Consider the following 23,305-nt stretch of genomic DNA (forward strand, 5'->3'; position numbering starts at 1 on the left):
GGGACGAACTGATGAGTTACGAAATTTTCCTCGCCATCGGTATGTTCACCGCCATCGTGCTTGCGCTGGTGGTGATCATCCTGGCTGCACGCGCCAAGCTGGTATCCAGCGGTGACGTGTCCATCGAAATCAATGGCGAACGGACCATTACCGTGCCCGCCGGCGGCAAGCTGCTGCAGACCCTGGCTGCCAACAATATCTTTCTCTCGTCCGCCTGTGGCGGCGGTGGTACCTGCGCGCAGTGCAAGTGCATCGTCGAGAGCGGTGGTGGCGAGATGCTGCCCACCGAGGAGTCGCACTTCACCCGTCGCGAGGCAGGCGAGGGCTGGCGCCTGTCCTGCCAGACTCCGGTCAAGGCGGACATGAAGATCGAAGTGCCGGAAGAAGTCTTCGGCGTGAAGAAGTGGGAATGCACCGTCGAGTCCAACCCCAACGTCGCGACCTTCATCAAGGAACTGACACTCAAGCTGCCGGAAGGCGAGAACGTCGACTTCCGCGCTGGTGGTTATGTGCAGCTCGAGTGCCCGCCGCATGAAGTGCGTTACCGGGACTTCGACATTCAGGAAGAGTATCGCGGCGACTGGGACAAGTTCGACCAGTGGAAGTACGTGTCGAAGTGTGACGAGACCGTCATTCGCGCCTACTCCATGGCCAACTATCCGGAAGAGCGTGGCCTGGTGAAGTTCAACATCCGTATCGCCTCACCGCCGCCAGGCCGTGACGATATTCCGCCGGGCAAGATGTCATCCTATGTCTTCAGCCTGAAGCCGGGCGACAAGATCACCGTTTACGGACCGTTCGGCGAGTTCTTCGCCAAGGACACCGACGCCGAGATGGTCTTCATCGGTGGTGGTGCGGGGATGGCACCGATGCGCTCGCACATCTTCGACCAGCTCAAGCGCCTGAAGTCCAAGCGCAAGATGAGCTTCTGGTATGGCGCGCGCTCCATGCGCGAGGCCTTCTACGTGGAAGAGTACGACCAGTTGCAGGCGGAGAATCCGAACTTCCAATGGCATCTGGCCCTGTCCGATCCGCTGCCGGAAGATAACTGGGATGGCCCGACCGGCTTTATCCACAACGTGCTGTACGAGAACTATCTGAAGGATCATCCGGCTCCGGAAGATTGCGAGTTCTACATGTGCGGCCCGCCCATGATGAACGCATCGGTGATTAAGATGCTCACCGACCTCGGCGTCGAGCCGGAGAATATTCTGCTCGACGACTTCGGCGGCTAGCATGACCCGAGCGTCACTGCAGGCTCTCCATGCTGTCGTGTACCTCCGGCCCGTCATCGCTGTCGCTCTCGCGGCAGCCCTGACGGGCTGTCTGTTTCAGGACAGGGTCGAGGTCATCAGCGGCCCAACGATGGGCAGTACCTATACCGTCAAGTACGTAAGCAGCGGCGACGTCCCGTCCAGGGAGGAGCTGCACGGTGAAGTCGAGGCCATTCTCGGCGATATCGACAAACAGCTGTCCACCTACCGAAGCGATTCCGATGTCGAGCGCTTCAATGCGCTGCCCGCCGGAAGCTGCGAGCCGATGCCGGATACGGTGCGCGAATTGGTCGCAGCGGGCGATCAGCTATCGGCCGACAGCGATGGCGCGTTCGATCTTACACTCGAGCCATTGCTGAACCTTTGGGGCTTCGGTCCGCAAGGTCGTGCCGAGCAGGTTCCATCCGCGGCGGATATCGAGGCGGCGCGGGCGTTGACCGGCCATCGGCATCTACGTATCGATGGCGATCAGTTGTGCAAGACGGTGGCGCTGCAGCTGGACTTCAACAGCATCGCTGCCGGTTATGCGGTTGATCGCGTTGTCGATCGTTTGAAGGCGCTCGGCGTAAAGAGTTACCTCGTTGAGATCACTGGCGAGCTCAGGGCTGAGGGCCGCAAGCCCGATGATTCTCCGTGGCGCATAGCCATTGAAGCGCCCAGGGATGACCAGCGGGTTGCGCAGAAGATCGTCGAGCTCGATGGTCTGGGCGTATCCACCTCCGGCGACTATCGAAACTATTTCGAGCAGGACGGCCGGCGTTATTCACATACCCTGGACCCGCAAAGCGGCAGACCGATCGAGCATCACCTCGCTGCGGTGACGGTCATCGATAAATCGACTTTGCGTGCTGACGGGTTGTCTACCGCGTTGATGGTGCTCGGCCCCGAGCGGGGGCTGGCACTGGCAGAGCGTAATGCGATCGCCGCGTTCTTCGTCGTGCGCGAGGGGCAAGGCTTCGTAACAACGAGCACCAAGGCTTTTGACGAGCTGTTCGGTGCGGGAGTAGAGCAATGACTTGGTTACTGGTTTTTCTGGTGATGCTGCTTGTGGTATTCGGCATGGCCATCGGCGTGATCATGGGACGCAAGCCCATCGCGGGTTCCTGCGGGGGTATCGCCAATCTGGGCATCGAGAAGGAGTGCTCCATCTGTGGCGGTAGCCGCGAGAAGTGCGAAGAAGTGAACGAGGCGAAGAACGCGGGTAACGCCGATCTCGCCTACGACGCCACCAAGCGTTGATGTGAACCTTTGCGCGTCCAGGCAGCCCTGAGCGGACTTGCCTGGCCGGGCTCGCTGACGGGCACGGCGCGCGCAGAGCTTGAAAGAAGTGGCTGGTTTGCGTCTTTGGACATCGGCGAATTCGTTGACAGCAGCGGCGTCTCCCGCTGCGTTTTCAGGAGTGTATATGGCGGTCTATAACTACGATTTGGTGGTATTGGGTTCCGGTCCGGCCGGGGAGGGCGCGGCAATAAATGCCGTCAAGGCGGGACGCAAGGTCGCCGTGGTAGATAACCGTCCGCTGGTTGGGGGCAACTGCACACACCTGGGCACCATCCCGTCCAAGGCCTTGCGCCATTCGGTACGGCAGATCATGCAGTACAACACCAACCCGCTGTTCCGCCAGATCGGCGAACCACGCTGGTTCTCCTTTCCGGACGTGCTGAAGAGTGCCGAGAAGGTCATCAGCAAGCAGGTCACTTCCCGCACGAGTTACTACGCGCGTAACCGCATCGATACCTTCTTCGGGACTGCCAGCTTCTCCGATGAGCAGAGCGTCGAAGTGGTCTGCCTCAATGGCATGGTGGAAAAGCTGGTTGCCAGTCAGTTCGTCATCGCCACCGGCTCGCGCCCGTATCGACCGGCTGATATCGACTTCAATCACCCGCGTATCTACGACAGCGACACCATTCTTACTCTCAGTCACACGCCGCGCCGGATGATCATCTACGGGGCCGGCGTCATCGGTTGCGAATATGCATCAATCTTCAGCGGTCTGGGCGTGCTGGTCGACCTGATCGACAACCGCGAGCAATTGCTCAGCTTCCTGGATGACGAGATTTCCGATGCGCTCAGCTATCACCTGCGCAACAACAACGTGCTGATTCGCCACAACGAAGAGTACGAGCGGGTCGAGGGGCTGGAGAACGGCGTGATCCTGCATCTCAAGTCGGGCAAGAAGATCAAGGCAGACGCATTCCTCTGGAGCAACGGACGTACCGGCAATACCGACAAGCTCGGGCTGGAGAACATCGGGCTCAAGGCTAACAGTCGTGGTCAGGTCCAGGTTGATGAGCACTACCGCACCGAGATCGGCAATATCTACGCTGCCGGCGATGTGATCGGTTGGCCGTCGCTGGCCAGTGCCGCTTATGACCAAGGCCGTTCGGCAGCGGGCAGCATCGTCGAGAATGACTCCTGGCGTTTCGTCGATGACGTACCGACCGGTATTTACACCATTCCCGAGATCAGCTCTATCGGCAAGAACGAGCGCGAACTGACCCAGGCGAAGATTCCCTATGAAGTCGGCAAGGCGTTCTTCAAAAGCATGGCGCGGGCGCAGATTTCGTTCGAGCCAGTGGGCATGCTGAAGATTCTCTTCCACCGCGAAACGCTGGAAGTGCTCGGTGTGCACTGCTTCGGTTATCAGGCTTCGGAGATCGTGCACATTGGCCAGGCGATCATGAACCAGAAGGGGCCGGCGAACAGCATCAAGTACTTCGTCAACACCACCTTCAACTACCCGACAATGGCCGAAGCCTACCGCGTCGCTGCGTTCGACGGGCTCAACCGGCTTTTTTGAGCAGCTCCGGCCGCTGGCCTGAGGCGGCTGGAGAGGGCGGCGACTCCCGTGATTGGCATTGGCCTAACCGGGAGAGCTTCTGATCAGGTGAGGGTGAATCCGGCAGCGGCCTGCGCTGCCGGATCGTGCCGCGGTGTGTTGGCTGTCAGGATCGCGATAGGGTACTGACCGCCAGGCCGGGGTAGTCGGTGATCAGGCTGTCGACGCCGAAGTCGGCCAGGCGGCGCATCAGGGCCGGTTCATTGACTGTCCAAACCGATACATGCAGGCCCTGTTTACGGGCTTTTTCCAGACGCTCCGGGGTGCACAGCGTCCACTTCAGCGCCAGTAGGTTGCAGCCATATTGACGGGCGACCTTCAGTGGATCGAGCCAGTTGTACTCGGCTACCAGCCCGCGTGAGATCTCCGGCGCAAGCCGCTTCAGCGCACGCAGCACTTCACGAGAGCTCGACGTGACGGTGATGCGATCGAGCAATCGATACCGTTCGGCCAGCTCCTTGATCGCTATGACCGTACGCGCGGCGCGCACCCGCGAAGCACTCTTGACCTCGAGCTGCCAGTGCTCGAAATCGCATTTTTCGAATAGCTCGCTCAGCCTGGGAATAGGGCAGGGCGTCTTCCAGCCAGGCCCCCCTTCCCTGGCGTCGTAGTTAACCAGCTCGTCGGCATCATGTTGCACGACCTTTCCCCGGCGGCCGGTGGTGCGCTTGAGCGTCGGGTCGTGGATGACCATCAGTTCGCCGTCGCGGGAAAGATGCAGGTCCAGCTCGCAGCGGCGCACACCATGCTGCAGGCATTGCTCGAAGCTTGCCAGGGTGTTTTCTGGCGCTTCGCCTTTGGCGCCGCGATGGCCGTAGATGAGTGTCACGGTTGCAAGTCTTCCTTAGGGGGTGATGGGGCGCGTTGATGATGGCGCACGCTGTTGATCACCCAATCGCCTTCGAAGTACACGGAAAATTCCCGGTAATCCCAGCGGGTGATCGGCGGCTGGCCGACGGCGGGTCGCTCTTCATCGGCCAGGCCGAAGCGGTCCAGTACCTGGTTCTTCGAGTCGCCACGAGTCGGCATGGTCATTTCCGGCAGGCCTTGTTGGCCAACAGGTATCCGAATGTCTTCGGCGAACAGGGGTGGACTGAATGTCAGTACGAGCAGCAGAGTCGCCAGGCGGCGCATCGGTCAATCTCCTTGCAGGCTTTCCAGGGCCAGGCGCCGCTCCAGCGCCTGTTTCTGCAGGATATGTCGTGCGAGCAACTGTCGCTGTGCATCAGTCAACGCTTCGAACTCTGTGCCGATATCGTAACGCCCGTCATCCATCGGCGTGCAGTAGATGACCCGCGCGGCCAGCACAAGGCCAAGCCCCTGGGGCAGCAGAATCAGTTTCAGCGTGAGCCTCTCTCCTTCAGCCCTGGGCTGCTCGCTGGCGAAGCTGATACCGCCTTCGGACAATATCACCGGCTGCGGTGCGCCCTGATCCTTCAGCAGATCCTGCGCCAGTGCCTGGCCCAGGAGTTCGATTCGTTTGTTCTGCACCTTCAGGTAGTTGGCCAGCGTGCGATTGCTCTCGGCAATCTGCCGCAACAAATGCTGCGCTTCGAAATCAAGTTGGTGCAGCTCGCCGAGCAGGCTGAAAAGCGGCGGTAGGGGCGCTGCGTCGGCCTCCTGGCCTTGGTCGGCCGGGATGATTTCCAGTGCCACACGATCCTCGATACGGTAGTATTCGCGGCGTTCTTCAGTGTCTTGTGTAGGCATGGCGATACCCGGGATGCAGTAATGGCCAGAGTGTATCAGGCCCCGCGGTGACGTCAGCTGCATGTTGTTTTTTCCCCCGCCAGCGAACCCGTCGATCTTATGTTCAGACCGCTGTCCGTCTTTATCGGCGCGCGTTACACCCGCGCCAGACGTCGTAGCCTCTTCGTCTCCTTCATCTCCCTGACATCCATGATCGGGCTCGCCCTGGGTGTGCTCGTGATGATCGTCGTGCTTTCCGTGATGAACGGCTTTGATCACGAGATGCGTACCCGCGTGTTGGGCATGGTGCCGCATGCGACGATCGAAAGCCCGACGCCAATTGGCGACTGGCAGACACTTGGGAAGCGCCTCGAAGGGCACTCCCAGGTCGCGGCGACGGCACCTTTCATTCAAAGCCAGGGGTTGCTGACCCATCAGGGCCAGGTGACGAAGATCCTGATCAACGCCGTGGACCCCGAGGCCGAACGGCGGGTTTCGATCATCAATCAGTTTTTCCGTGAAGGTTCGCTGGACGATCTTGCCGCAGGCGAGTTCGGCATCGTCATCGGTGACAAGGCTGCGACTAAGCTCGGTGTCGGCGTGGGTGACAAGATCACCTTCGTGGCGCCCGAAGTCACCGTGACTCCAGCGGGGATGTTCCCGCGCATGAAGCGTTTTACCGTGACCGGAATCTTTCACGTCGGAGCCGGCGAGATCGATGGCTACGTTGCGCTGGCGAACATCGCTGACATAGCACGGCTGCAGCGCTGGAAGCCGGACCAGGTCCAGGGGGTTCGTCTGCGTTTCGACGACCTGTTCCAGGCGCCCCGCATTGCCTGGGAGCTGGCCGGCCAGCTCGGCGACGATTTCTATTCCCGTGACTGGACCCGCACCCATGGCAACCTGTACCAGGCGATTCGCATGGAGAAGGCCATGATCGGACTGTTGCTGCTGCTGATCGTGGCGGTGGCGGCGTTCAACATCATTTCGACGCTGGTGATGGTAGTAACCGACAAGCGCGGCGATATCGCCATCCTTCGCACGCTGGGCGCGACGCCGAAACAGATCATGGCGATATTCATGGTCCAGGGTACGGTGATCGGCGTCGTCGGCACCTTGGTCGGGGCGCTGCTGGGCATGTTCGCGGCGGTCAATGTCAGCAGCTGGATCGCTGCCCTGGAACGCCTGATCGGACACAAGTTTCTCAGCGCCGACGTCTATTTCATCGACTATCTGCCGTCACGGCTGATGGCGGCCGACGTCATCCAGGTCTGTGTTGCCGCGCTGGTCCTGAGTTTCCTCGCGACCCTGTATCCCGCCTGGCGCGCTGCGCGCACCCAGCCGGCAGAGGCGCTACGTTATGAGTGAACAGGTTATGAACGAGCTTTCTTCGCAAAAGCACGCGGTGCTGAGCTGCCGCAATCTTGGCAAACGCTACGAGCAGGGTCCGGAGTCGGTGGAAGTGCTGTCCGGCCTGCAACTCGAGTTGTTCCCGGGGCAGCGCGTCGCCATCGTCGGCAGTTCCGGCTCGGGCAAGAGCACCCTGTTGAACCTGCTTGGCGGGCTGGATACGCCCAGTGAGGGCAGTGTCTGGCTGGCCGGTGAGGAGCTTTCGGCGCTCAACGAAAAGGATCGCGGGTTATTGCGTAACCGCGCGCTGGGCTTCGTTTACCAGTTCCATCACCTGCTTGCCGAATTCACTGCACTGGAGAACGTCTGCATGCCGTTGCTGATCGGGCGGACGCCGATCCCGGAAGCGCGGCAGAAGGCCGCTGCGCTGTTGACGCGTGTCGGACTCGGGCATCGCCTCGAGCACAAGCCGGCGGAGCTCTCTGGCGGTGAACGCCAGCGTGTGGCGATTGCACGGGCGCTGGTGAACGAGCCGGCGCTGGTACTGCTCGACGAACCTACCGGAAATCTTGACCATCACACGGCGCAAGGCATCCAGGACCTCATGCTGGAGCTCAGCAAGTCGTTGCAGACCGCCTTCCTGGTGGTTACCCATGACCGCCAGCTTGCCGCGCAGATGGATCAGATTCTGCGGTTGGAAGACGGACGTCTGGTGGTCGAATGATGTTCAGGCCTCTGAGTGTCTTTATCGGCAGCCGCTACACCCGTGCCAAGCGGCGCAACCATTTCATCTCGTTCATCTCCCTGACCTCGCTGATCGGCCTGGCACTTGGCGCGTTGGCGATGATCATGGTCCTGTCCGTGATGAACGGATTTCAGCGCGAGATGAGTTCGCGCATTCTCGGGATGGTGTCCCACGCCACCGTCATTGGTGATCAGCCATTGGACGACTGGCAGGCCGTCGCGTCGCGCCTGTCGGCGCATCCTCAGATTGTCGGCAGCGCACCCGTCACCCAGCTCGAAGGCATGCTGTCATTCAAGGGCAGCATGCAGCCGATACAGATCAGCGGTATCGATCCGCAGGCTGAGGCGGATGTATCCATCGTCGGTGATCGCCTGGTCGGAGGCAGTCTGGATGCGCTGAAACCAGGTGAGTTCGGCGTCATCGTCGGCTTGATGACCGCCCGGCGCTTCGGTCTGAAGCTGGGCGACAAGTTGACACTGATCGTGCCGGAAGTGAGCTCCTCGCCCGGTGGAGTCACGCCTCGCATGCAGCGGCTGAATGTGGTTGGCGTATTCAAGGTGGGCGCCGATCTGGACGGCAGCCTGGGGATGATCCACCGCGCCGATGCTGCGCAGATCCATCGTTGGGCGCCGCAGCAGGTGCAGGGCGTGCGGCTCAAGCTGAGCGACCTGTATCGGGCGCCGGAAGTGGCAGCGCAGGTGGCTGAAATGCTCGGTGATGGCTACCGCGTGGAGGACTGGTCTTATACGCAGGGCAGCCTATTCAGCGCGATGAAGATGGAAAAGACCATGATTGGCCTGTTGTTGATGCTGATCGTTGCGGTGGCTGCCTTCAATATCATTGCGACGCTGATCATGGTCGTTGCCGACAAGCGAGCCGATATCGCGATTCTGCGCACGCTTGGCGCGACTCCACGGCAGATCATGTCGATCTTTATGGTTCAGGGCAGCATCATTGGCTTCAGTGGCACCGTGATAGGCGTGATTCTGGGCGTACTCGGTGCGCTGAACGTAAGTGCTCTGGTGGCCTGGCTGGAAAAAGTGTCAGGCCAGCATATCTTTAGTTCCGACGTCTACTTCATCAGCACCCTGCCATCGGAGCTGCGTCTGGAGGACGTGGTGCTGGTATCGGTCGCGGCGCTGAGCTTGAGCTTCTTGGCTACGCTCTATCCGGCATGGCGAGCCGCGCAGACCCAGCCGGCCGAGGCACTGCGCTACGAGTGATGGCCGTTAGCGCCGGCCGTTCTGTCGCCGGCGCCAGCTGCGCCCGACCCACCAGCGCCAGTAGGCCTGAGTTAGAACGTAGCCGAGAATGGCGAAAACGACGCCCGAAACCAGCGAGCCCAGATACAGCGGCTGCCAGTTGTGCTGCAGCATGTGACTTACCCAGGCCAGGCTCAATTCTGCCGGCATGTCAGAGGCCGGTGTATCCAGCAGCCAGGTTCCGACCTTGTAATTGCAATAGAACACCGGAGGCATGGTCAGCGGGTTGGTCAGCCAGACCAAACCTACCGCGATGGGCAGATTGGCTCTCGCGGGAAGCGCACAGACGGCCGCCGCGAGCATCTGCATGGGCATCGGAATCATCGCCCAAAACAGGCCGATAGCCATGGCTCGCGCCACCGAGTGCCTATTGAGATGCCAGAGATTGGGATCGTGAATCAGCGCGCCGAGAAAACGCAGGGACTTGTTAGTCTTGATGCGATCGGGGTGCGGCATGTAGCGTTTGAAAAAGCGACGCGGCATGAAGGTTCTCTGGCAGGCTGCAGCCCGGCGATTATGCCTCGAATCGCGATGCGGCGCTGACAGGAGTCTTGTGACATTAGGTCTACGCCCGCGACAAATTGACCATCCGCCCACAGCGGTCCCGGAATGGATTCCAGGAGTCGAAAAAGCATGCGCACATGGATGTTGGCGCTCGCGGCAGGCCTCGTCTTGCCCCGTTTCTTACCGGCGTTGCCCTCTGTCTGGATCTTGTGCGTGCTTGGCGTGCTGGGGGGCTTGCTGCTTTCGCGTCGGCGCTGGGCGTCGTCTGGGTTGCTTCTCCTTGGGTTCGCCTGGGCATGCTGGCAGTGCCAGAGTGCCATTGATGATCGCCTGCCCGTTTCGCAAGATGGCCGGACATACTGGATCCAGGGAACGGTCAGTGGATTGCCCACCAGCACGGGCGATGTCGTGCGCTTCGAGTTGGAGGATATCGAGTCGAGGCATGCTGGGCTGCCGTCGAAGGTGCGTCTGTCCTGGTACGGCGGCCCGCAAGTGCGGGCCGGCGAGCGCTGGCGGCTTGCGGCTCGACTGAAACGTCCGCGTGGCCTGGTCAATCCGCATGCGTTCGACTACGAAGCTTGGTTGCTGGCGCGTCGCATTGGCGCGACCGGTTCGGTCAAGGCGGGAGAGCGCCTCTTCGCGCCGCACTCCGTGAATAGTTGGCGCGACCGCTTGAGGCTCCGTCTGATGGAGGTCTCCGCGTCCGGTCGACAAGGCGCGGTCGCGGCACTGGTGGTCGGTGATGACTCCGGCCTGAGTCGTGAGGATTGGCAGGTGTTGCAGGACACCGGCACGGTGCACCTGATGGTCATATCCGGACAGCACATCGGCATGCTGGCTGGCTTGCTATACGGACTGGTTGCGCTAGCAGCTCGATGGGGCTTCTGGCCCAGCCGTTGGCCCTGGCTTCCATGCGCATGCGCGTTGGCTCTCGCTGGTGCGCTTTCCTATGGATGGCTCGCGGGGTTCGATGTGCCGGTGCGTCGTGCGTGTCTCATGGTCGCCGTGGTCCTGCTCTGGCGCTTGCGCTTTCGTCATCTGGGTGTCTGGCAGCCGCTGTTGCTGGCGCTGAATGGTGTCCTGCTGGTCGATCCCCTGGTCTCGTTGCTGCCGGGGTTCTGGCTCTCATTCGGGGCCGTTGCGGTGCTCGCGCTGGCGTTCTCCGGTCGGCTCGGCCGATGGAAGTGGTGGGCGACGCTGACGCGCGCCCAATGGGCAGCTTCCCTCGGCCTGCTGCCTCTGTTACTGACGCTGGGACTGCCGGTCAGCGCCAGCGGGCCTTTGGCCAATCTGATTGCCGTACCCTGGGTAAGCCTCACCGTTCCCTTCGCGCTGCTCGGTACGTTGCTTCTGCCGTTGGGCGCTATCGGCGAGACGCTACTCTGGTTGGTCGGCACCTCGCTGGCGCTGCTGTTCGAGCTGCTGTTCGCCATGGCTACCTGGCAACCCGCCTGGCTGGCGGTCGGTATACCCATCTGGGCCTTGCTGATGATTGGGCTGGGTGTGCTGTTGATGTTATTGCCGTCAGGTGTGCCGGTGCGTGCGCTCGGACTGGTGCTCCTGGCGCCGTTGGTGTATCCCCCGTATTCCGAAGTAGCCGAAGGACGGGCGCAGGTCTCGGTGCTGGATGTGGGGCAGGGGCTTTCGGTACTGGTGCGGACCCGGGAGCACGCGTTGCTCTACGATGCGGGACCGAGGCAGGGTGATTTCGATACCGGCGAGCGTGTCGTGTTCCCGTCGCTGCGAAGCCTGGGCGTGAAGAGGCTGGACATACTGCTGCTGAGCCATGCGGATAACGATCATTCCGGTGGCGCTCAGGCGATCCGTCGACTGCTTCCGGTCGCGCGGACCGTCAGTGGGGAGCCGCAACGACATGCGACCGATCTGAATGCCAAGCCCTGTGAAAACGGTGCCGAGTGGCGGTGGAACGGCGTGCGTTTCAGTCTCTGGCAATGGCAGGCGGCCCGGGAAAGCAATCAGACGTCATGCGTTCTGCTGGTCGAGGCCAATGGCGAACGGGTGCTGCTTACCGGCGATATCGATCAGGCCGCGGAGCAGGCGTTGCTGCTCAGCGGACAGGACGTAAAGGCGCAGTGGTTGCTATTGCCTCATCACGGCAGCCGCAGCTCATCGTCGGAGCCATTCCTGCGAGCGGTGAAACCGGGCGCCGCGCTGATCTCGCGCAGCCTGCACAACGCTTTCGGTCATCCTCATCCAGCTGTGACCGCTCGCCTCGAAGCGTCCGCAATCGACGTTTACGACACCGCCTTGCACGGCGCGATCCGCATCGATCTCGGCGATTTCTCGGTGGCGGAGATACAGCGTGCGGAACGTCGGTTCTGGCGGGAAAAATGAGAACGGCGGCCGTCGGCGACCCCTCGACCCTATGCTAGAGTGGCGCCACTTTTTCGAGGGGGATTCATCTCGTGTGGGAGCTGGTCAAAGCAGGCGGCTGGATAATGCTGCCAATCATCCTGTGTTCCATCGCCGCCGCCGGCATCGTTGCTGAGCGCCTGTGGACGCTGCGCCCGAGTCGTGTCACGCCGCCGCATCTGCTTGGCCAGGTGTGGAAGTGGATCAAAGACAAGAAACTCAGCAACCAGAAGCTCAAGGAGCTGCGCGCGGATTCGCCTTTGGGTGAGATTCTTGCCGCCGGCCTCAGCAACTCCAAGCGTGGTCGCGAGATCATGAAGGAATGCATCGAGGAAGCCGCGGCCAGGGTCGTTCACGACCTCGAGCGTTACCTCAACGCGCTGGGCACCATTGCCGGCATCGCGCCCTTGCTCGGGCTGCTGGGTACGGTGCTGGGCATGATCGAAATCTTCAGTGCCTTCATGGACTCGGGCATGGCCAATGCGCCCCTGCTCGCCGGCGGCATCGCCAAAGCGCTGATCACCACCGCGGCGGGCCTGATGGTCGGTATCCCAGCGCTGTTCTTCCATCGTTTCCTGCAACGCCGCGTCGACGAGCTGGTCGTTGGCATGGAGCAGGAAGCGATCAAGCTGGTGGAAGTGGTGCAGGGCGACCGCGATGTCGATCTCGGTGAGGACAAGGCGTGAAATTCCGTCGCAAACCCCGGGAGAACGTGGAGATTGGGCTGGCACCGCTGATCGACGTGGTCTTCATTCTGCTGTTGTTCTTCGTGGTCACCACGACCTTCACCCGTGAAACGCAGCTCAAGGTCGATCTTCCGGAAGCCGCCAGCGGTACACCGCCCCAGGATGCCGAGGTCCGCCAGCTGGAAGTGCTGATCGACGTGGCCGGCAATTATTCGCTCAACGGCAAAGCGCTACTGAAGAGCGACCTCAATTCGCTGATGGCGGCGTTGAGCAAGGAATCTGGCGGCGACAATCGGCTGCCGATGGTCATCAGCGCCGATGGTAAGACCCCGCATCAGGCGGTGATCACCGCGATGGATGCCGCCGGCAAGCTGGGCTTCGGCCAACTGCGCATCACCACGGTCGAGGCGCAGGCCTCTCCCTGATGTCATTCGCCGATCGCCTGCAACGCGCCTGGTATCAGGGGCATCCGGCCCTATGTGTGCTGGCTCCGCTGGAGCTACTCTATCGGCGCGTGGTCGAGGCAAAGCGACGGCGCTTTCTCAAAGGTGAAAGCGCTGCCTATCGCGCACCAGTGCCGGTCATCGTGGTGGGTAACATCACCGTAGGTGGAACAGGCAAGACTCCACTGATTCTCTGGCTGATCGAGCATTGCCGTAGCCGCGGGCTGCGCGTCGGCGTCGTCAGCCGCGGCTACGGTGCCAAGCCGTCGGCGCTGCCCTGGCGCGTTCAACCCGAACACTCGGCGGAGCAATCAGGCGACGAGCCGCTGTTGATCGTGCAGCGTACCGGCGTACCGCTGATGATAGATCCCGACCGATCACGCGCGGTACGGTGCCTGCTGGAGACCGAATCGCTTGACCTGATCCTTTCCGACGATGGCCTGCAGCACTATCGGCTGGCCAGGGACCTCGAACTCGTACTGATCGACGCGGCACGCGGGCTGGGCAACAGGCGCTGCCTGCCGGCTGGCCCCTTGCGCGAACCGGCCGAACGCCTGAATAGCGTGGATGCTGTGCTGGTCAACGGCACCGATTCGGATACCGCCGACGGCTATGCGTTCAGCCTCAAGCCGGTCGCGCTGGTCGAACTGTGCTCCGGCGAGCGCTGGCCTCTCGATCACTTTCCCGCCGGCCAGCTGCTGCACGCGGTGGCTGGCATCGGCAACCCGCAGCGTTTCTTCACCACGCTCGAAACGCTACACTGGCGTCCGATTCCGCACCCCTTCGCCGATCACGCCGCCTACAGCCAGGAGCAGCTGGAATTCAGCCCCGCCCTGCCGTTGGTGATGACCGAGAAGGATGCGGTGAAATGCCGGGCCTTCGCACCGCCGGGTTGGTCATATCTTCAGGTGCACGCCGTACCTTCTGCGGCTTTCGTCACCTGGTTCGACGGCCAGTTGGCGCGATTGCTGCCCGATCACTCTTAAGCCGCTCGCACTGCCATCGCAGTCGAACGCTTCCAAGGACTGCGCATGGATACCAAACTGCTCGACATACTGGCCTGCCCACTATGCAAGGGGCCGCTGAAGCTGACCGATGACAAGTCGGAACTGATCTGCAAGGCCGACGCCCTGGCGTTTCCCGTGCGCGATGGCATCCCGGTGATGCTCGAGAGCGAGGCCCGTACGCTGGACGTGGATGAGCGCCTCGACAAATGAGCACTGCCTACACTGTCGTGATTCCCGCCCGCTATGCCTCGACCCGCCTGCCTGGCAAGCCGTTGCAGGACATTGCCGGCAAGCCGATGATCCAGCACGTGTGGGAGCAGGCAAGCAAGAGCACGGCTCAGCGCGCGGTCATCGCCACCGACGACTCACGCATCGTCGATGCCTGCTCGGCATTCGGTGCGCAGGTTGTTTTGACCCGCCCCGACCACAACTCCGGCACCGACCGGCTGGCTGAGGTATGCGAGCAGCTTGGTCTGCCGAGTGACGCCATCGTGGTCAACGTGCAGGGCGACGAGCCGCTGATTCCCCCGGCAGTTATTGATCAGGTTGCCGCCAATCTGGCTGCGCACCCCGAGGCGGCCATCGCCACGCTCGCCGAACCATTGAGCGATGTGCAGACGCTGTTCAATCCAAACGTGGTAAAGGTGCTCTCGGACACCAATGGCCTAGCGCTGACCTTCAGCCGGGCGCCGCTGCCCTGGGCAAGAGATGCGTTTGCCGCCGATCGCAGCGTACTGCCTGCTGGCGTGCCGTACCGCCGGCACATTGGTATCTACGCCTATCGCGCCGGTTTCCTCGCTGATTTCGTTTCCTGGGGTCCTTGCTGGCTCGAGGATACCGAGTGTCTGGAGCAGTTGCGCGCGCTCTGGCACGGCCAGCGTATTCACGTTGCAGACGCGGTACAGGCACCGCCTGCGGGGGTGGATACCGCGGAAGACCTGGAGCGGGTCCGTCGTCTGCTGGGCGGCTGAGATGAGAATCCTGTTCGTCTGCATGGGCAACATCTGCCGCTCGCCCACCGCCGAAGGCGTGTTTCGCCAGCGCGTCGAGCAGGCTGGGCTCGGCAGTCGGATCGAGATCGATTCTGCTGGGACCGGCGATTGGCATGTGGGCAAGGCTCCGGACTCGCGTGCTTGCGCCGCGGCCGGCAAACGCGGCTATCGGCTGACAGCGCTGCGCGCACGCCAGGTGCAGCCGGAAGACTTCCTGCATTTCGACCTTATTCTGGCGATGGATCACGACAACCTGGCTCGACTGGAGGCCTTGCGCCCCGAAGCGAGCAGGGCGGAGCTTGATCTGTTGCTACGCCGTTACGACCTGGCGCGTGGCGTGGTGCCAGACCCTTACTACGGCGAGAAAGATGGCTTCGAGGAAGTACTGGATCTCCTCGAGGAGGCCTGTGATGCGCTGCTCGTGGAATTGAAGGGACGACTGTGAGCCTGACCCTCGAATCAAACCGATCACTCAAGGCATTCAACACGTTCGCTGTCGATCAGCGTGCGCGCTACTTCGCGGCCGCTCATAACGATGAGGATGTTCGTGACGCGCTCGCCCAGGCGCGTCGGCTCGACGTTCCGCTGCTGCCGATCGGTGGCGGCAGCAACTTGCTGCTGACTCGTGACGTGCCGGCGCTTGTCCTGCATATGGCCAGCCGTGGCAAACGCATCATCGATGAGTCTGCCGAGCAGGTTCTGGTCGAGGCGGAGGCAGGCGAGCCCTGGCACCCATTCGTGCTCTGGACGCTGGATCAAGGCTTGGCGGGCCTCGAGAATCTGAGCCTGATACCAGGTACCGTTGGTGCATCACCAATCCAGAATATCGGTGCCTACGGTGTCGAGATCAAGGACGTATTTGCAGGGCTCACTGCACTGGATAGTGAAACAGGGAGCCTCCGAGAGTTCAGCCAGGACGACTGCGCATTCGGTTATCGCGACAGTCTGTTCAAACAGCAGCCAGGGCGTTTTCTGATTCTGCGAGTGCGTTTCGCGTTGCGTCGCCAGGCAGCGCTGCATCTTGAGTATGGGCCGATCCGCCAGCGTTTGGCGGAGCAGGGGATTACCGTACCTTCCGCGCAGGATGTGAGCCGAGCTGTTTGTGCCATCCGCAGTGAAAAACTGCCGGATCCACAGCAGCTGGGCAACGCCGGGAGCTTCTTCAAGAATCCGCTGGTGCCGGCTGCCGCTGCTCAGACGCTGCGCGATCGTTACCCCGCGCTGGTCGGTTATCCGCAAGCCGACGGTCAAGTGAAACTGGCGGCTGGCTGGCTGATCGAGAAGGCTGGCTGGAAGGGATTTCGTGACGGCGACGCCGGGGTGCATCGGCTGCAGGCGTTGGTGCTGGTCAATCATGGCCTGGCCACGGGGGTGCAGCTGCTGGACCTGGCGCGACGTATCCAGGCCGATGTGCTGGAGCGCTTCGGCGTCAGCCTTGAGATCGAGCCAAATGTGCTCTGACTACGACTGGTACGGTCAGTTCTGGCTGCTTTAAAGCCAGGCCGTGCGGTGGTGTAGATATCTGGTTCTGGTCGCTTGAGCTGTACTGATCTCGCACTCGGTTCGCCTAGCGCGGGCAACCAAGCAGAACCTGCGATGTGCATCGGATGTAAGCGAGCTCAATTTCGACCTGCAGTCGGTCCGGCTTCTCAAGCTCGCCGTGACGGCTTTTTCGGGGAGAGATGGGGCAGTGAATAGCCTTGCTGACTGCGCCGCACCCCTTCTGCCATGAGCGTTCTCTCGATGAATAAGACGAAGGTGTAAACCTTATTCAGGACGGGACAATGCAAAAAAAAGGGATGCCGAAGCATCCCTTTTTTAGGCCAGCGGTGTTTAGCCTTGCGGCTTCTCACGGTTATCTGGCTGGTCACCTTCTGCAGCTTGTTCCGACTCCTGGGGTGATGGCTGAACCACTTCCTCAGTTGTCGGTGCTTCTGGCTTCTGCTCGTCTACTTCAGCGGTCGACACCTGTGCTTGTTCGGCGGGCTCGTCAGCCTCGGCGAGCGGCTGCTCGTGGAGGGTGGTGACTGGCTCGGCGAACTGCTCAGGCTGGGCGTCGGCAGGCACCGGTTCCGCAACTTGTTCAACTTGCGCTTCGACGACTGGCTCGCTGGCGACGATCTCCGGGCTGGCCAGAGGTTGCTCCGCTGCGGCCTTGGCGTCGGCTTCTGCCGCTTCCTTGGCCAGACGCTCGGCTTCACGCTGACGGCGACGGACCTCGCGCGGATCATTAGGCGCGCGTCCGCTAGGCGTCAGCACTGGCGCCACGGCCGGTGCGACTTCGACTTTCTCGACCACCGGCTCCGGGGCAGGCTGTGGGGTGTCGTTGGCTTGGACGACCTGTGGTGCTTCGCTCGGCGCAACTTCGGCAGCGTGTGTCGATGTCTCGTCTGCAGCTTCGATAGCTATCGACTGCTCGGCCACAGTGCGCTGCTCGTCCGCACTTTCCACGCTTGGCGCATGCTCGACAATCGTCGCTACACCTTCGGTGCTGGTTTGAATCACGGCGTCATCAGCGAGCTTGGCCTGTGGCGCCGCTTCGGTGTCGGCGGTGTTCGCGGCCAGGGCGGCGGCTGTTGCTGCGACGGCGATTTCCTCGGTTTTCACCGGGGCGTTGCTCTCGTCGACCTCGTCGATTTCGTTACCGTTGGCGTCACGCTGACGCTCACGGCGATTGCTGCGACGACGCTGGCCGCGGGAGCGGCGGCGTGGGCGGTCGCCGTCGTTGCCTTCGCTGCCCTCGTTGGAGTCCTGGGCGTCCTCGGCTTCGTTCGCATCCTCGGTTTGCTGCAGCAGCTCATCGGCGGCTACCGGGGCTTGCCGTTCGGCGCGCGGCTTGCGCTCTTCGCGCGGGGCGCGTGGTTGCCGCTCGGCCTGCTCTTCTTCTGCTGCTACAGCGATCGGAGCTTCGTCGATTGGTGCTCGCAGTTCGCGCTTACGCTCCTCGCGGGGCTTGCGGTCCTCGCGTGGGGCTCGCTCGCGGCGCGGCTGGCTTTCGGCAACTTCGGCCTGTTCACGGGGTTTGCGTTCCTCGCGTGGTGGGCGCGGCTGGCGCTCTTCGCGTGGCTGACGCTCCTCGCGAGCTTGGCGCTCCTCACGGGGCTGGCGTTCTTCGCGCGGCTTGCGCTCCTCATCACGGCCACCGCGCGAATCGCGGCGACGGTTCTGCTGGCGTCCGCTGCGGCGCTCGTCATTGCGCTGCGGGCGCGGCGAGGCGGGCTTCTTCTCGACTTCGGCTGTGGCCTGCGGTTCTTTCGTCTCGCCTGCGAACAGTCCGACCAGGGATTTGATCAGGCCCTTGAACAGACTTGGTTCCTGCACCGGCGCGGCAACGGGTGTTTCGGTTGGCGCTGCGGCGGCTGCCGCCGGTGCGGTGCGCTGCGGTGCGGTCTTGACCGCCGCTTCCTGACGAACCAGGGTGCGTGTGGAGCTGACCGGCTGAGCTTCTTCGGCCTCGGTCGGGCTCATTTCGTAGCTGGCTTGGCCTGCCATGATTTCTGGGCTGTCGTCACGCAGTCGCTGAACTTCGAAGTGCGGCGTTTCCAGGTGATCGTCCGGCAGGATGAAGATGCGCGCACGGGTGCGCAGCTCGATCTTGGTGATCGCGTTGCGTTTCTCGTTGAGCAGGAATGCTGCAACCTGGAACGGCACGCGGGCGCGAACCTCGGCGGTGCGGTCCTTGAGGGCTTCTTCTTCGATCAGGCGCAGAATCGCCAGCGACAGCGATTCGACGTCACGAATGATGCCTTGGCCGTTGCAGCGTGGGCAGACGATGCCGCTGGTCTCGCCCAGAGAGGGGCGCAGACGCTGGCGGGACATTTCCAGCAAACCGAAGCGCGAGATGCGGCCGACCTGGATACGTGCACGGTCGGCTTCCAGTGCTTCGCGCATCTTCTCCTCGACGGCGCGCTGGTTCTTGGCCGGGGTCATGTCGATGAAGTCGATGACGATTAGTCCGCCGATGTCGCGCAACCGCAGTTGGCGGGCGATTTCCTCGGCCGCCTCCAGATTGGTCTGCAGGGCGGTTTCTTCGATGTCGCCACCCTTGGTGGCGCGAGCCGAGTTGATGTCGATGGATACCAATGCTTCGGTCGGATCGATGACGATGGAGCCGCCGGAAGGCAGTTTTACTTCACGCTGGAAGGCCGTCTCGATCTGGCTTTCGATCTGGAAGCGGTTGAACAGCGGTACGGAATCTTCGTACAGCTTGATCTTGCTGGCGTACTGCGGCATCACCTGCTGGATGAAGCTCAATGCCTCGTCCTGTGCTTCGACACTGTCGATCAGCACTTCGCCGATGTCCTGGCGCAGGTAGTCGCGGATGGCGCGGATGATGACGTTGGATTCCTGATAGATCAGGAATGGCGCGGGGCGATCCTGGGAAGCATCCTTGACTGCGGTCCAGAGCTGCAACAGATAGTCGAGGTCGCACTGCAGCTCTTCGCTGGAGCGGCCCAGGCCGGCAGTGCGGACGATCAGACCCATGTCAGCGGGGATATCGAGACCGTTCAGGGCTTCACGCAATTCATTGCGTTCTTCACCTTCGATGCGGCGCGAAATGCCACCAGCGCGCGGATTGTTCGGCATCAGGACCAGATAACGGCCGGCCAGACTGATGAAGGTGGTCAGTGCAGCGCCTTTGTTGCCGCGCTCTTCTTTTTCGACCTGAACGATGACTTCCTGGCCTTCGCGCAGGACGTCCTTGATGTTCACGCGGCCTTCAGGCGACTTGCTGAAGTATTCGCGAGAAATTTCCTTGAGGGGGAGGAAGCCATGGCGCTCGGCGCCGAAGTCGACGAAAGCAGCTTCGAGACTGGGCTCGACGCGGGTGATCTTGCCCTTGTAGATGTTGGCTTTCTTCTGCTCGCGGGCACCTGATTCGATGTCCAGATCGAACAGACGTTGGCCGTCGACCAGTGCGACACGCAACTCTTCGGGCTGAGTTGCGTTAATTAGCATTCTTTTCATGTAGTACCGTCGGTTTCCGTGGCATCCGGAAACGGCGTTCGGCACACACGACTCTCGCGGTCGGTGTCAGGTGAGTCAGGAATGGTTGTAAAGCACTCCAGTGTCCAGCGATGTGCGGCCAAATGGGCCGGCGTCGCGACGACGTCTCCTGCTTGCTGTCGGAACAGAAGCAATGGTTCGGGAGGAGGAATCAGGCATCGGTAGCGGACGGAATGAAGCGTCTGTGAAAGCCTTTGCTACGCAATCCGATGCTGTGCATCTCCACCCAACACGCATACTTTGAAAATCGGGTGCCGCTCGCAGAATCCGGGGAGCGGGTTGTCGATTATCGCGATTCCCATAGGGGGCACGCATCATGTCTTCAAGGCTTGTTTCGCAACTTCTCCGCTACTTGAGGGAAGCTCCGTCGGACGGCCTCACGTCCTAGAACATTTTTTTGCCGGTCTGGGTTGGCGGTATCGCTGGCATCCCTGGACCTGACCGCTTTTGGCGGCGTTCGCGACTATAACAGCAATGTTTAAGTGCTTCAATTCCATGAAAATTGATATGATGCCGCGATGACCAATACCCCCTCCCAGACCTCCGGTGTGCAAATACTCGAGGTCGCGCCGGAACTTGCCGGCCAGCGCATTGATAACTTTCTCCGCAACCAGCTCAAAGGCGTGCCCAAGACGTTGATCTACCGCATCTTGCGCAAGGGCGAGGTGCGTGTGAACAAAGGGCGCATCAAGCCTGAGTACAAGTTGCAAGCCGGTGATCTGGTGCGCGTGCCGCCGCTGCGCCTGGCCGAGCGCGACGAGCCTGAGCCGCTTGCTCAAGGACTGTTGGAAAGGCTGGAAAAGGCCATCGTGCACGAGGACAAGGCGCTCATCGTACTGAATAAACCGGCCGGCATAGCTGTGCATGGTGGTAGCGGGCTCAGCTACGGGGTGATCGAGGCTTTGCGGCAACTGCGTCCTGATGCCAAGGAGCTTGAATTGGTGCATCGACTGGATCGCGATACCTCCGGTCTGCTGATGATCGCCAAGAAGCGCAGCATGTTGCGCCACCTGCATCAGGCGTTGCGCGGTGACGGTGTAGACAAGCGTTATATGGCTCTGGTGCGTGGTCGCTGGGAAACGTCGAAGAAGCAGGTCAATGCGCCGTTGCTGAAGAACACACTGCGCTCTGGTGAGCGAATGGTCGAGGTGACCGAGGACGGCAAGGAAGCGCTGACATTGTTTCGCGTGCTTCGTCGCTTTGGTGACTTCGCAACGCTAGTGGAGGCCAAGCCGGTTACCGGTCGCACGCACCAGATTCGTGTGCACGCGCGCCATGCCGGGCACAGCATCGCCGGCGACAGCAAGTACGGTGATGAGGAGTTCACTCGCGAGATTCGCGAACTAGGCGGCAAGCGATTGTTCCTGCATGCATACGCGCTGAAGGTTCCCTTGCCTGATGGCGGTGAGTTATCCCTGGAGGCGCCCGTCGACGAAATGTGGGCGCGAACGCTGGAGCGTCTCGGTGAGTGAGTACCGGGTTCTGATATTTGATTGGGATGGCACGCTGGTCGACTCGATCGGGCGTATTGTCGAATCGATACATGTTGCGGCGCAAAATTGTGGTTTGCCGCAGGTCGATGATGCCTCGGTCAAGGGCATCATCGGGTTGGCCTTGCCGGAAGCGATTGGCGTGTTGTATCCGGATCAGGCGGATGTCGCGCTGATCGAGGATTTTCGTCACTGCTATAGCGAGTATTATCTGTCCCTGGAGACCCAGCCTTCAGCTCTTTATCCGGGAGTCGCCAAGGCGTTATCCGAGTTCCGTGACGCCGGGTATATGCTCGCTGTCGCGACTGGAAAGGGGCGTCGCGGCCTTGATCGCGTTTTGGCTGGGCAGGGGTGGGAGGACTTCTTCGATATCACCCGTTGTTCGGACGAGACGGCAAGCAAGCCCGATCCACTGATGATCCACCAGATTCTTTCTCACTGCGGTGCTCGTCCGGAGCAGGCGCTGATGGTCGGTGATTCGGTGTTTGACCTGCAGATGGCTCATCGCGCGGGTGTGGATGGCGTAGCTGTCGCTTATGGCGCACAACCACTGCACATCCTGCAGCAGTGCAAGCCGCGCACTGCGATCAATCATTTTTCGGAGCTTGGTGATTGGCTGCGCTCCTTGGCGGTTTCTGAGGTGAATGCAAATGTCGGATGAGTGGAAGGCTCCGGTAGACGAGTCCAAGGGTGATCGTAATAGCTGGAAGCTGCTGGAGAAGACGCTGCTTGCAGGGGTTCACGAGCAGCGGCGCGCTAGGCGCTGGGGTATCTTCTTCAAGTTATTGACCTTCATTTACCTGTTCGGCGCGCTGGCACTGTTTTCCCCGGCGCTGCAGTTTGGTTCCAGCAAGGGCGCGGAGGGTAGTCATACGGCGGTCATCAATGTGCGCGGCATGATCGCGGATGAAGAGCCTGCCAGCGCCGATAACGTCGTCGGTGCCTTGCGGGCGGCCTTCGAGGACGCCAATACCAAGGGTGTGGTGCTGCGAATCAACAGCCCGGGGGGCAGTCCGGTGCAGTCGGGCTATATATATGACGAAATCCGGCGTTTGCGCGGCGAACATCCGACCATCAAGGTCTATGCGGTGATTACCGACCTGGGGGCGTCGGGTGCGTACTACATCGCTAGCGCCGCGGACGAAATTTATGCTGACAAGTCCAGTCTGGTGGGGTCGATCGGTGTAACCGCGGCCACCTTTGGCTTCGTTGATACCATGGAAAAGCTCGGCGTCGAGCGGCGTGTCTATACGGCGGGTGAGCACAAGGCTTTTCTGGATCCGTTCCAGCCGGAAAAGCCTGAGGAGACCCAGTTCTGGCGAGGCGTGCTGGCTACCACCCATCAGCAGTTCATCGACAGCGTCAAGCGTGGTCGCGGCGATCGCCTTCAGGAGGAGCAGCATCCGGAGTTGTTCTCAGGTCTGATCTGGTCTGGGGAGCAGGCATTGGAGCTCGGGTTGATCGATGGTTTGGGAAGTACGGCGCATGTCGCGCGCGAGGTGATCGGTGAGCCCGAGCTGGTGGACTTCACTGTCAAAGAGTCGCCGCTGGATCGTTTTACCAAGAAACTTGGTGCTGGCGTCGCCGAACGCTTGGCTATTCTGGTTGGGGTGCAGGGGCCGGTGTTGCGATAGCAGCCGGCTC

At 61.5% G+C, this 23,305-nt stretch carries 23 protein-coding genes; 18 read left to right on the forward strand and 5 right to left on the reverse strand.

All coding sequences use genetic code 11. The features are described from left to right. Nucleotides 1-8 precede the first annotated feature (8 nt). The 4 genes from nqrF to sthA all read left to right on the forward strand — a co-directional run bounded on the left by nqrF (nucleotide 9) and on the right by sthA (nucleotide 4,074). Nucleotides 9-1,235: an NADH:ubiquinone reductase (Na(+)-transporting) subunit F gene (nqrF, locus tag CW305_RS04785; RefSeq protein ID WP_172602804.1), complete on the forward strand. Its 1,227-nt coding sequence runs from the start codon at nucleotides 9-11 to the stop codon at nucleotides 1,233-1,235. 130 nt (nucleotides 1,236-1,365) lie between these two features. Further along, nucleotides 1,366-2,289 (forward strand): FAD:protein FMN transferase, encoded by a 924-nt coding sequence (locus CW305_RS04790; RefSeq protein WP_104097423.1) that lies wholly within the window; start codon nucleotides 1,366-1,368, stop codon nucleotides 2,287-2,289. Next, the gene (gene nqrM / locus CW305_RS04795) at nucleotides 2,286-2,513 is read left to right on the forward strand and encodes a (Na+)-NQR maturation NqrM (RefSeq protein ID WP_003283705.1); all 228 of its coding nucleotides are present in this window, start codon (nucleotides 2,286-2,288) and stop codon (nucleotides 2,511-2,513) included. Before CW305_RS04790 ends, nqrM begins: the two co-directional genes overlap by 4 nt. 166 nt (nucleotides 2,514-2,679) lie before the next feature. Continuing rightward, entirely contained in the window at nucleotides 2,680-4,074 is a 1,395-nt protein-coding gene (sthA, locus tag CW305_RS04800; protein WP_003299651.1) for a Si-specific NAD(P)(+) transhydrogenase, read from the forward strand. A 145-nt stretch (nucleotides 4,075-4,219) separates the two neighbouring features. On the opposite strand, the gene CW305_RS04805 is transcribed toward sthA, so the two are convergent. From CW305_RS04805 to CW305_RS04815, 3 genes are read right to left on the reverse strand one after another with little or no spacing between them, the layout of a single operon-like run. Next, on the reverse strand, nucleotides 4,220-4,942 hold the full coding sequence (locus CW305_RS04805) for a glycerophosphodiester phosphodiesterase (protein ID WP_104097239.1): 723 nt from the start codon (nucleotides 4,940-4,942) through the stop codon (nucleotides 4,220-4,222). Continuing rightward, complete coding sequence (locus CW305_RS04810) at nucleotides 4,939-5,247, reverse strand: phosphodiesterase (protein WP_104097240.1); 309 nt, start codon at nucleotides 5,245-5,247, stop codon at nucleotides 4,939-4,941. The genes CW305_RS04805 and CW305_RS04810 overlap by 4 nt, the downstream gene beginning before the upstream one ends. A 3-nt stretch (nucleotides 5,248-5,250) precedes the next feature. After that, complete coding sequence (locus CW305_RS04815) at nucleotides 5,251-5,886, reverse strand: PilZ domain-containing protein (protein WP_104097241.1); 636 nt, start codon at nucleotides 5,884-5,886, stop codon at nucleotides 5,251-5,253. A 36-nt stretch (nucleotides 5,887-5,922) separates the two neighbouring features. On the opposite strand from CW305_RS04815, the gene CW305_RS04820 reads away from it, so the two are divergent. From CW305_RS04820 to CW305_RS04830, 3 genes are read left to right on the forward strand one after another with little or no spacing between them, the layout of a single operon-like run. Continuing rightward, a complete protein-coding gene (locus tag CW305_RS04820) occupies nucleotides 5,923-7,170 on the forward strand; it encodes a lipoprotein-releasing ABC transporter permease subunit (protein ID WP_104097242.1) in 1,248 nt (415 codons plus the stop codon). Nucleotides 7,171-7,177: 7 nt separating this feature from the next. Continuing rightward, entirely contained in the window at nucleotides 7,178-7,876 is a 699-nt protein-coding gene (gene lolD / locus CW305_RS04825) for a lipoprotein-releasing ABC transporter ATP-binding protein LolD (protein ID WP_003299646.1), read from the forward strand. Then, a complete protein-coding gene (locus tag CW305_RS04830) occupies nucleotides 7,876-9,120 on the forward strand; it encodes a lipoprotein-releasing ABC transporter permease subunit (protein WP_104097424.1) in 1,245 nt (414 codons plus the stop codon). Before lolD ends, CW305_RS04830 begins: the two co-directional genes overlap by 1 nt. A 6-nt stretch (nucleotides 9,121-9,126) precedes the next feature. On the opposite strand, the gene CW305_RS04835 is transcribed toward CW305_RS04830, so the two are convergent. Next, on the reverse strand, nucleotides 9,127-9,642 hold the full coding sequence (locus tag CW305_RS04835; protein ID WP_003299644.1) for a DUF2062 domain-containing protein: 516 nt from the start codon (nucleotides 9,640-9,642) through the stop codon (nucleotides 9,127-9,129). 150 nt (nucleotides 9,643-9,792) lie between these two features. Here CW305_RS04835 and CW305_RS04840 point away from each other — a divergent pair, with 150 nt between their 5' ends. From CW305_RS04840 to murB, 8 genes are all read left to right on the forward strand, one after another. After that, entirely contained in the window at nucleotides 9,793-12,018 is a 2,226-nt protein-coding gene (locus CW305_RS04840; RefSeq protein ID WP_104097243.1) for a DNA internalization-related competence protein ComEC/Rec2, read from the forward strand. Nucleotides 12,019-12,089: 71 nt separating this feature from the next. After that, entirely contained in the window at nucleotides 12,090-12,722 is a 633-nt protein-coding gene (locus CW305_RS04845) for a MotA/TolQ/ExbB proton channel family protein (RefSeq protein ID WP_031298327.1), read from the forward strand. Further along, nucleotides 12,719-13,147, forward strand: coding sequence for an ExbD/TolR family protein (locus CW305_RS04850; RefSeq protein ID WP_014820907.1), 429 nt, complete (start codon nucleotides 12,719-12,721; stop codon nucleotides 13,145-13,147). The genes CW305_RS04845 and CW305_RS04850 overlap by 4 nt, the downstream gene beginning before the upstream one ends. After that, nucleotides 13,147-14,151: a tetraacyldisaccharide 4'-kinase gene (gene lpxK, locus CW305_RS04855; RefSeq protein ID WP_041014487.1), complete on the forward strand. Its 1,005-nt coding sequence runs from the start codon at nucleotides 13,147-13,149 to the stop codon at nucleotides 14,149-14,151. The genes CW305_RS04850 and lpxK overlap by 1 nt, the downstream gene beginning before the upstream one ends. Before the next feature lie 45 nt (nucleotides 14,152-14,196). Continuing rightward, nucleotides 14,197-14,382: a Trm112 family protein gene (locus CW305_RS04860; protein WP_003299639.1), complete on the forward strand. Its 186-nt coding sequence runs from the start codon at nucleotides 14,197-14,199 to the stop codon at nucleotides 14,380-14,382. Beyond that, nucleotides 14,379-15,143, forward strand: a complete 765-nt coding sequence (gene kdsB / locus CW305_RS04865; RefSeq protein WP_104097244.1) for a 3-deoxy-manno-octulosonate cytidylyltransferase — start codon at nucleotides 14,379-14,381, stop codon at nucleotides 15,141-15,143. Before CW305_RS04860 ends, kdsB begins: the two co-directional genes overlap by 4 nt. 1 nt (nucleotide 15,144) lies before the next feature. Further along, nucleotides 15,145-15,609 carry a low molecular weight protein-tyrosine-phosphatase gene (locus tag CW305_RS04870; RefSeq protein WP_104097245.1) on the forward strand — a complete coding sequence of 155 codons (465 nt, stop codon included), beginning with the start codon at nucleotides 15,145-15,147 and terminating at the stop codon, nucleotides 15,607-15,609. After that, nucleotides 15,606-16,625 carry a UDP-N-acetylmuramate dehydrogenase gene (gene murB / locus CW305_RS04875; RefSeq protein ID WP_104097246.1) on the forward strand — a complete coding sequence of 340 codons (1,020 nt, stop codon included), beginning with the start codon at nucleotides 15,606-15,608 and terminating at the stop codon, nucleotides 16,623-16,625. The genes CW305_RS04870 and murB overlap by 4 nt, the downstream gene beginning before the upstream one ends. Nucleotides 16,626-16,997: 372 nt before the next feature. On the opposite strand, the gene rne is transcribed toward murB, so the two are convergent. Then, nucleotides 16,998-20,132, reverse strand: coding sequence for a ribonuclease E (gene rne / locus CW305_RS04880; RefSeq protein WP_219819251.1), 3,135 nt, complete (start codon nucleotides 20,130-20,132; stop codon nucleotides 16,998-17,000). A gap of 557 nt (nucleotides 20,133-20,689) precedes the next feature. On the opposite strand from rne, the gene rluC reads away from it, so the two are divergent. From rluC to sppA, 3 genes are read left to right on the forward strand one after another with little or no spacing between them, the layout of a single operon-like run. Beyond that, nucleotides 20,690-21,643, forward strand: a complete 954-nt coding sequence (gene rluC / locus CW305_RS04890) for a 23S rRNA pseudouridine(955/2504/2580) synthase RluC (protein WP_104097248.1) — start codon at nucleotides 20,690-20,692, stop codon at nucleotides 21,641-21,643. Further along, on the forward strand, nucleotides 21,636-22,322 hold the full coding sequence (locus CW305_RS04895; RefSeq protein ID WP_023446723.1) for an HAD-IA family hydrolase: 687 nt from the start codon (nucleotides 21,636-21,638) through the stop codon (nucleotides 22,320-22,322). Before rluC ends, CW305_RS04895 begins: the two co-directional genes overlap by 8 nt. Continuing rightward, entirely contained in the window at nucleotides 22,312-23,295 is a 984-nt protein-coding gene (gene sppA, locus CW305_RS04900; RefSeq protein ID WP_104097249.1) for a signal peptide peptidase SppA, read from the forward strand. Before CW305_RS04895 ends, sppA begins: the two co-directional genes overlap by 11 nt. The last annotated feature ends 10 nt before the right edge of the window (nucleotides 23,296-23,305 follow it).

This window comes from Stutzerimonas kunmingensis, from assembly GCF_002929225.1.
GTDB lineage: Bacteria > Pseudomonadota > Gammaproteobacteria > Pseudomonadales > Pseudomonadaceae > Stutzerimonas.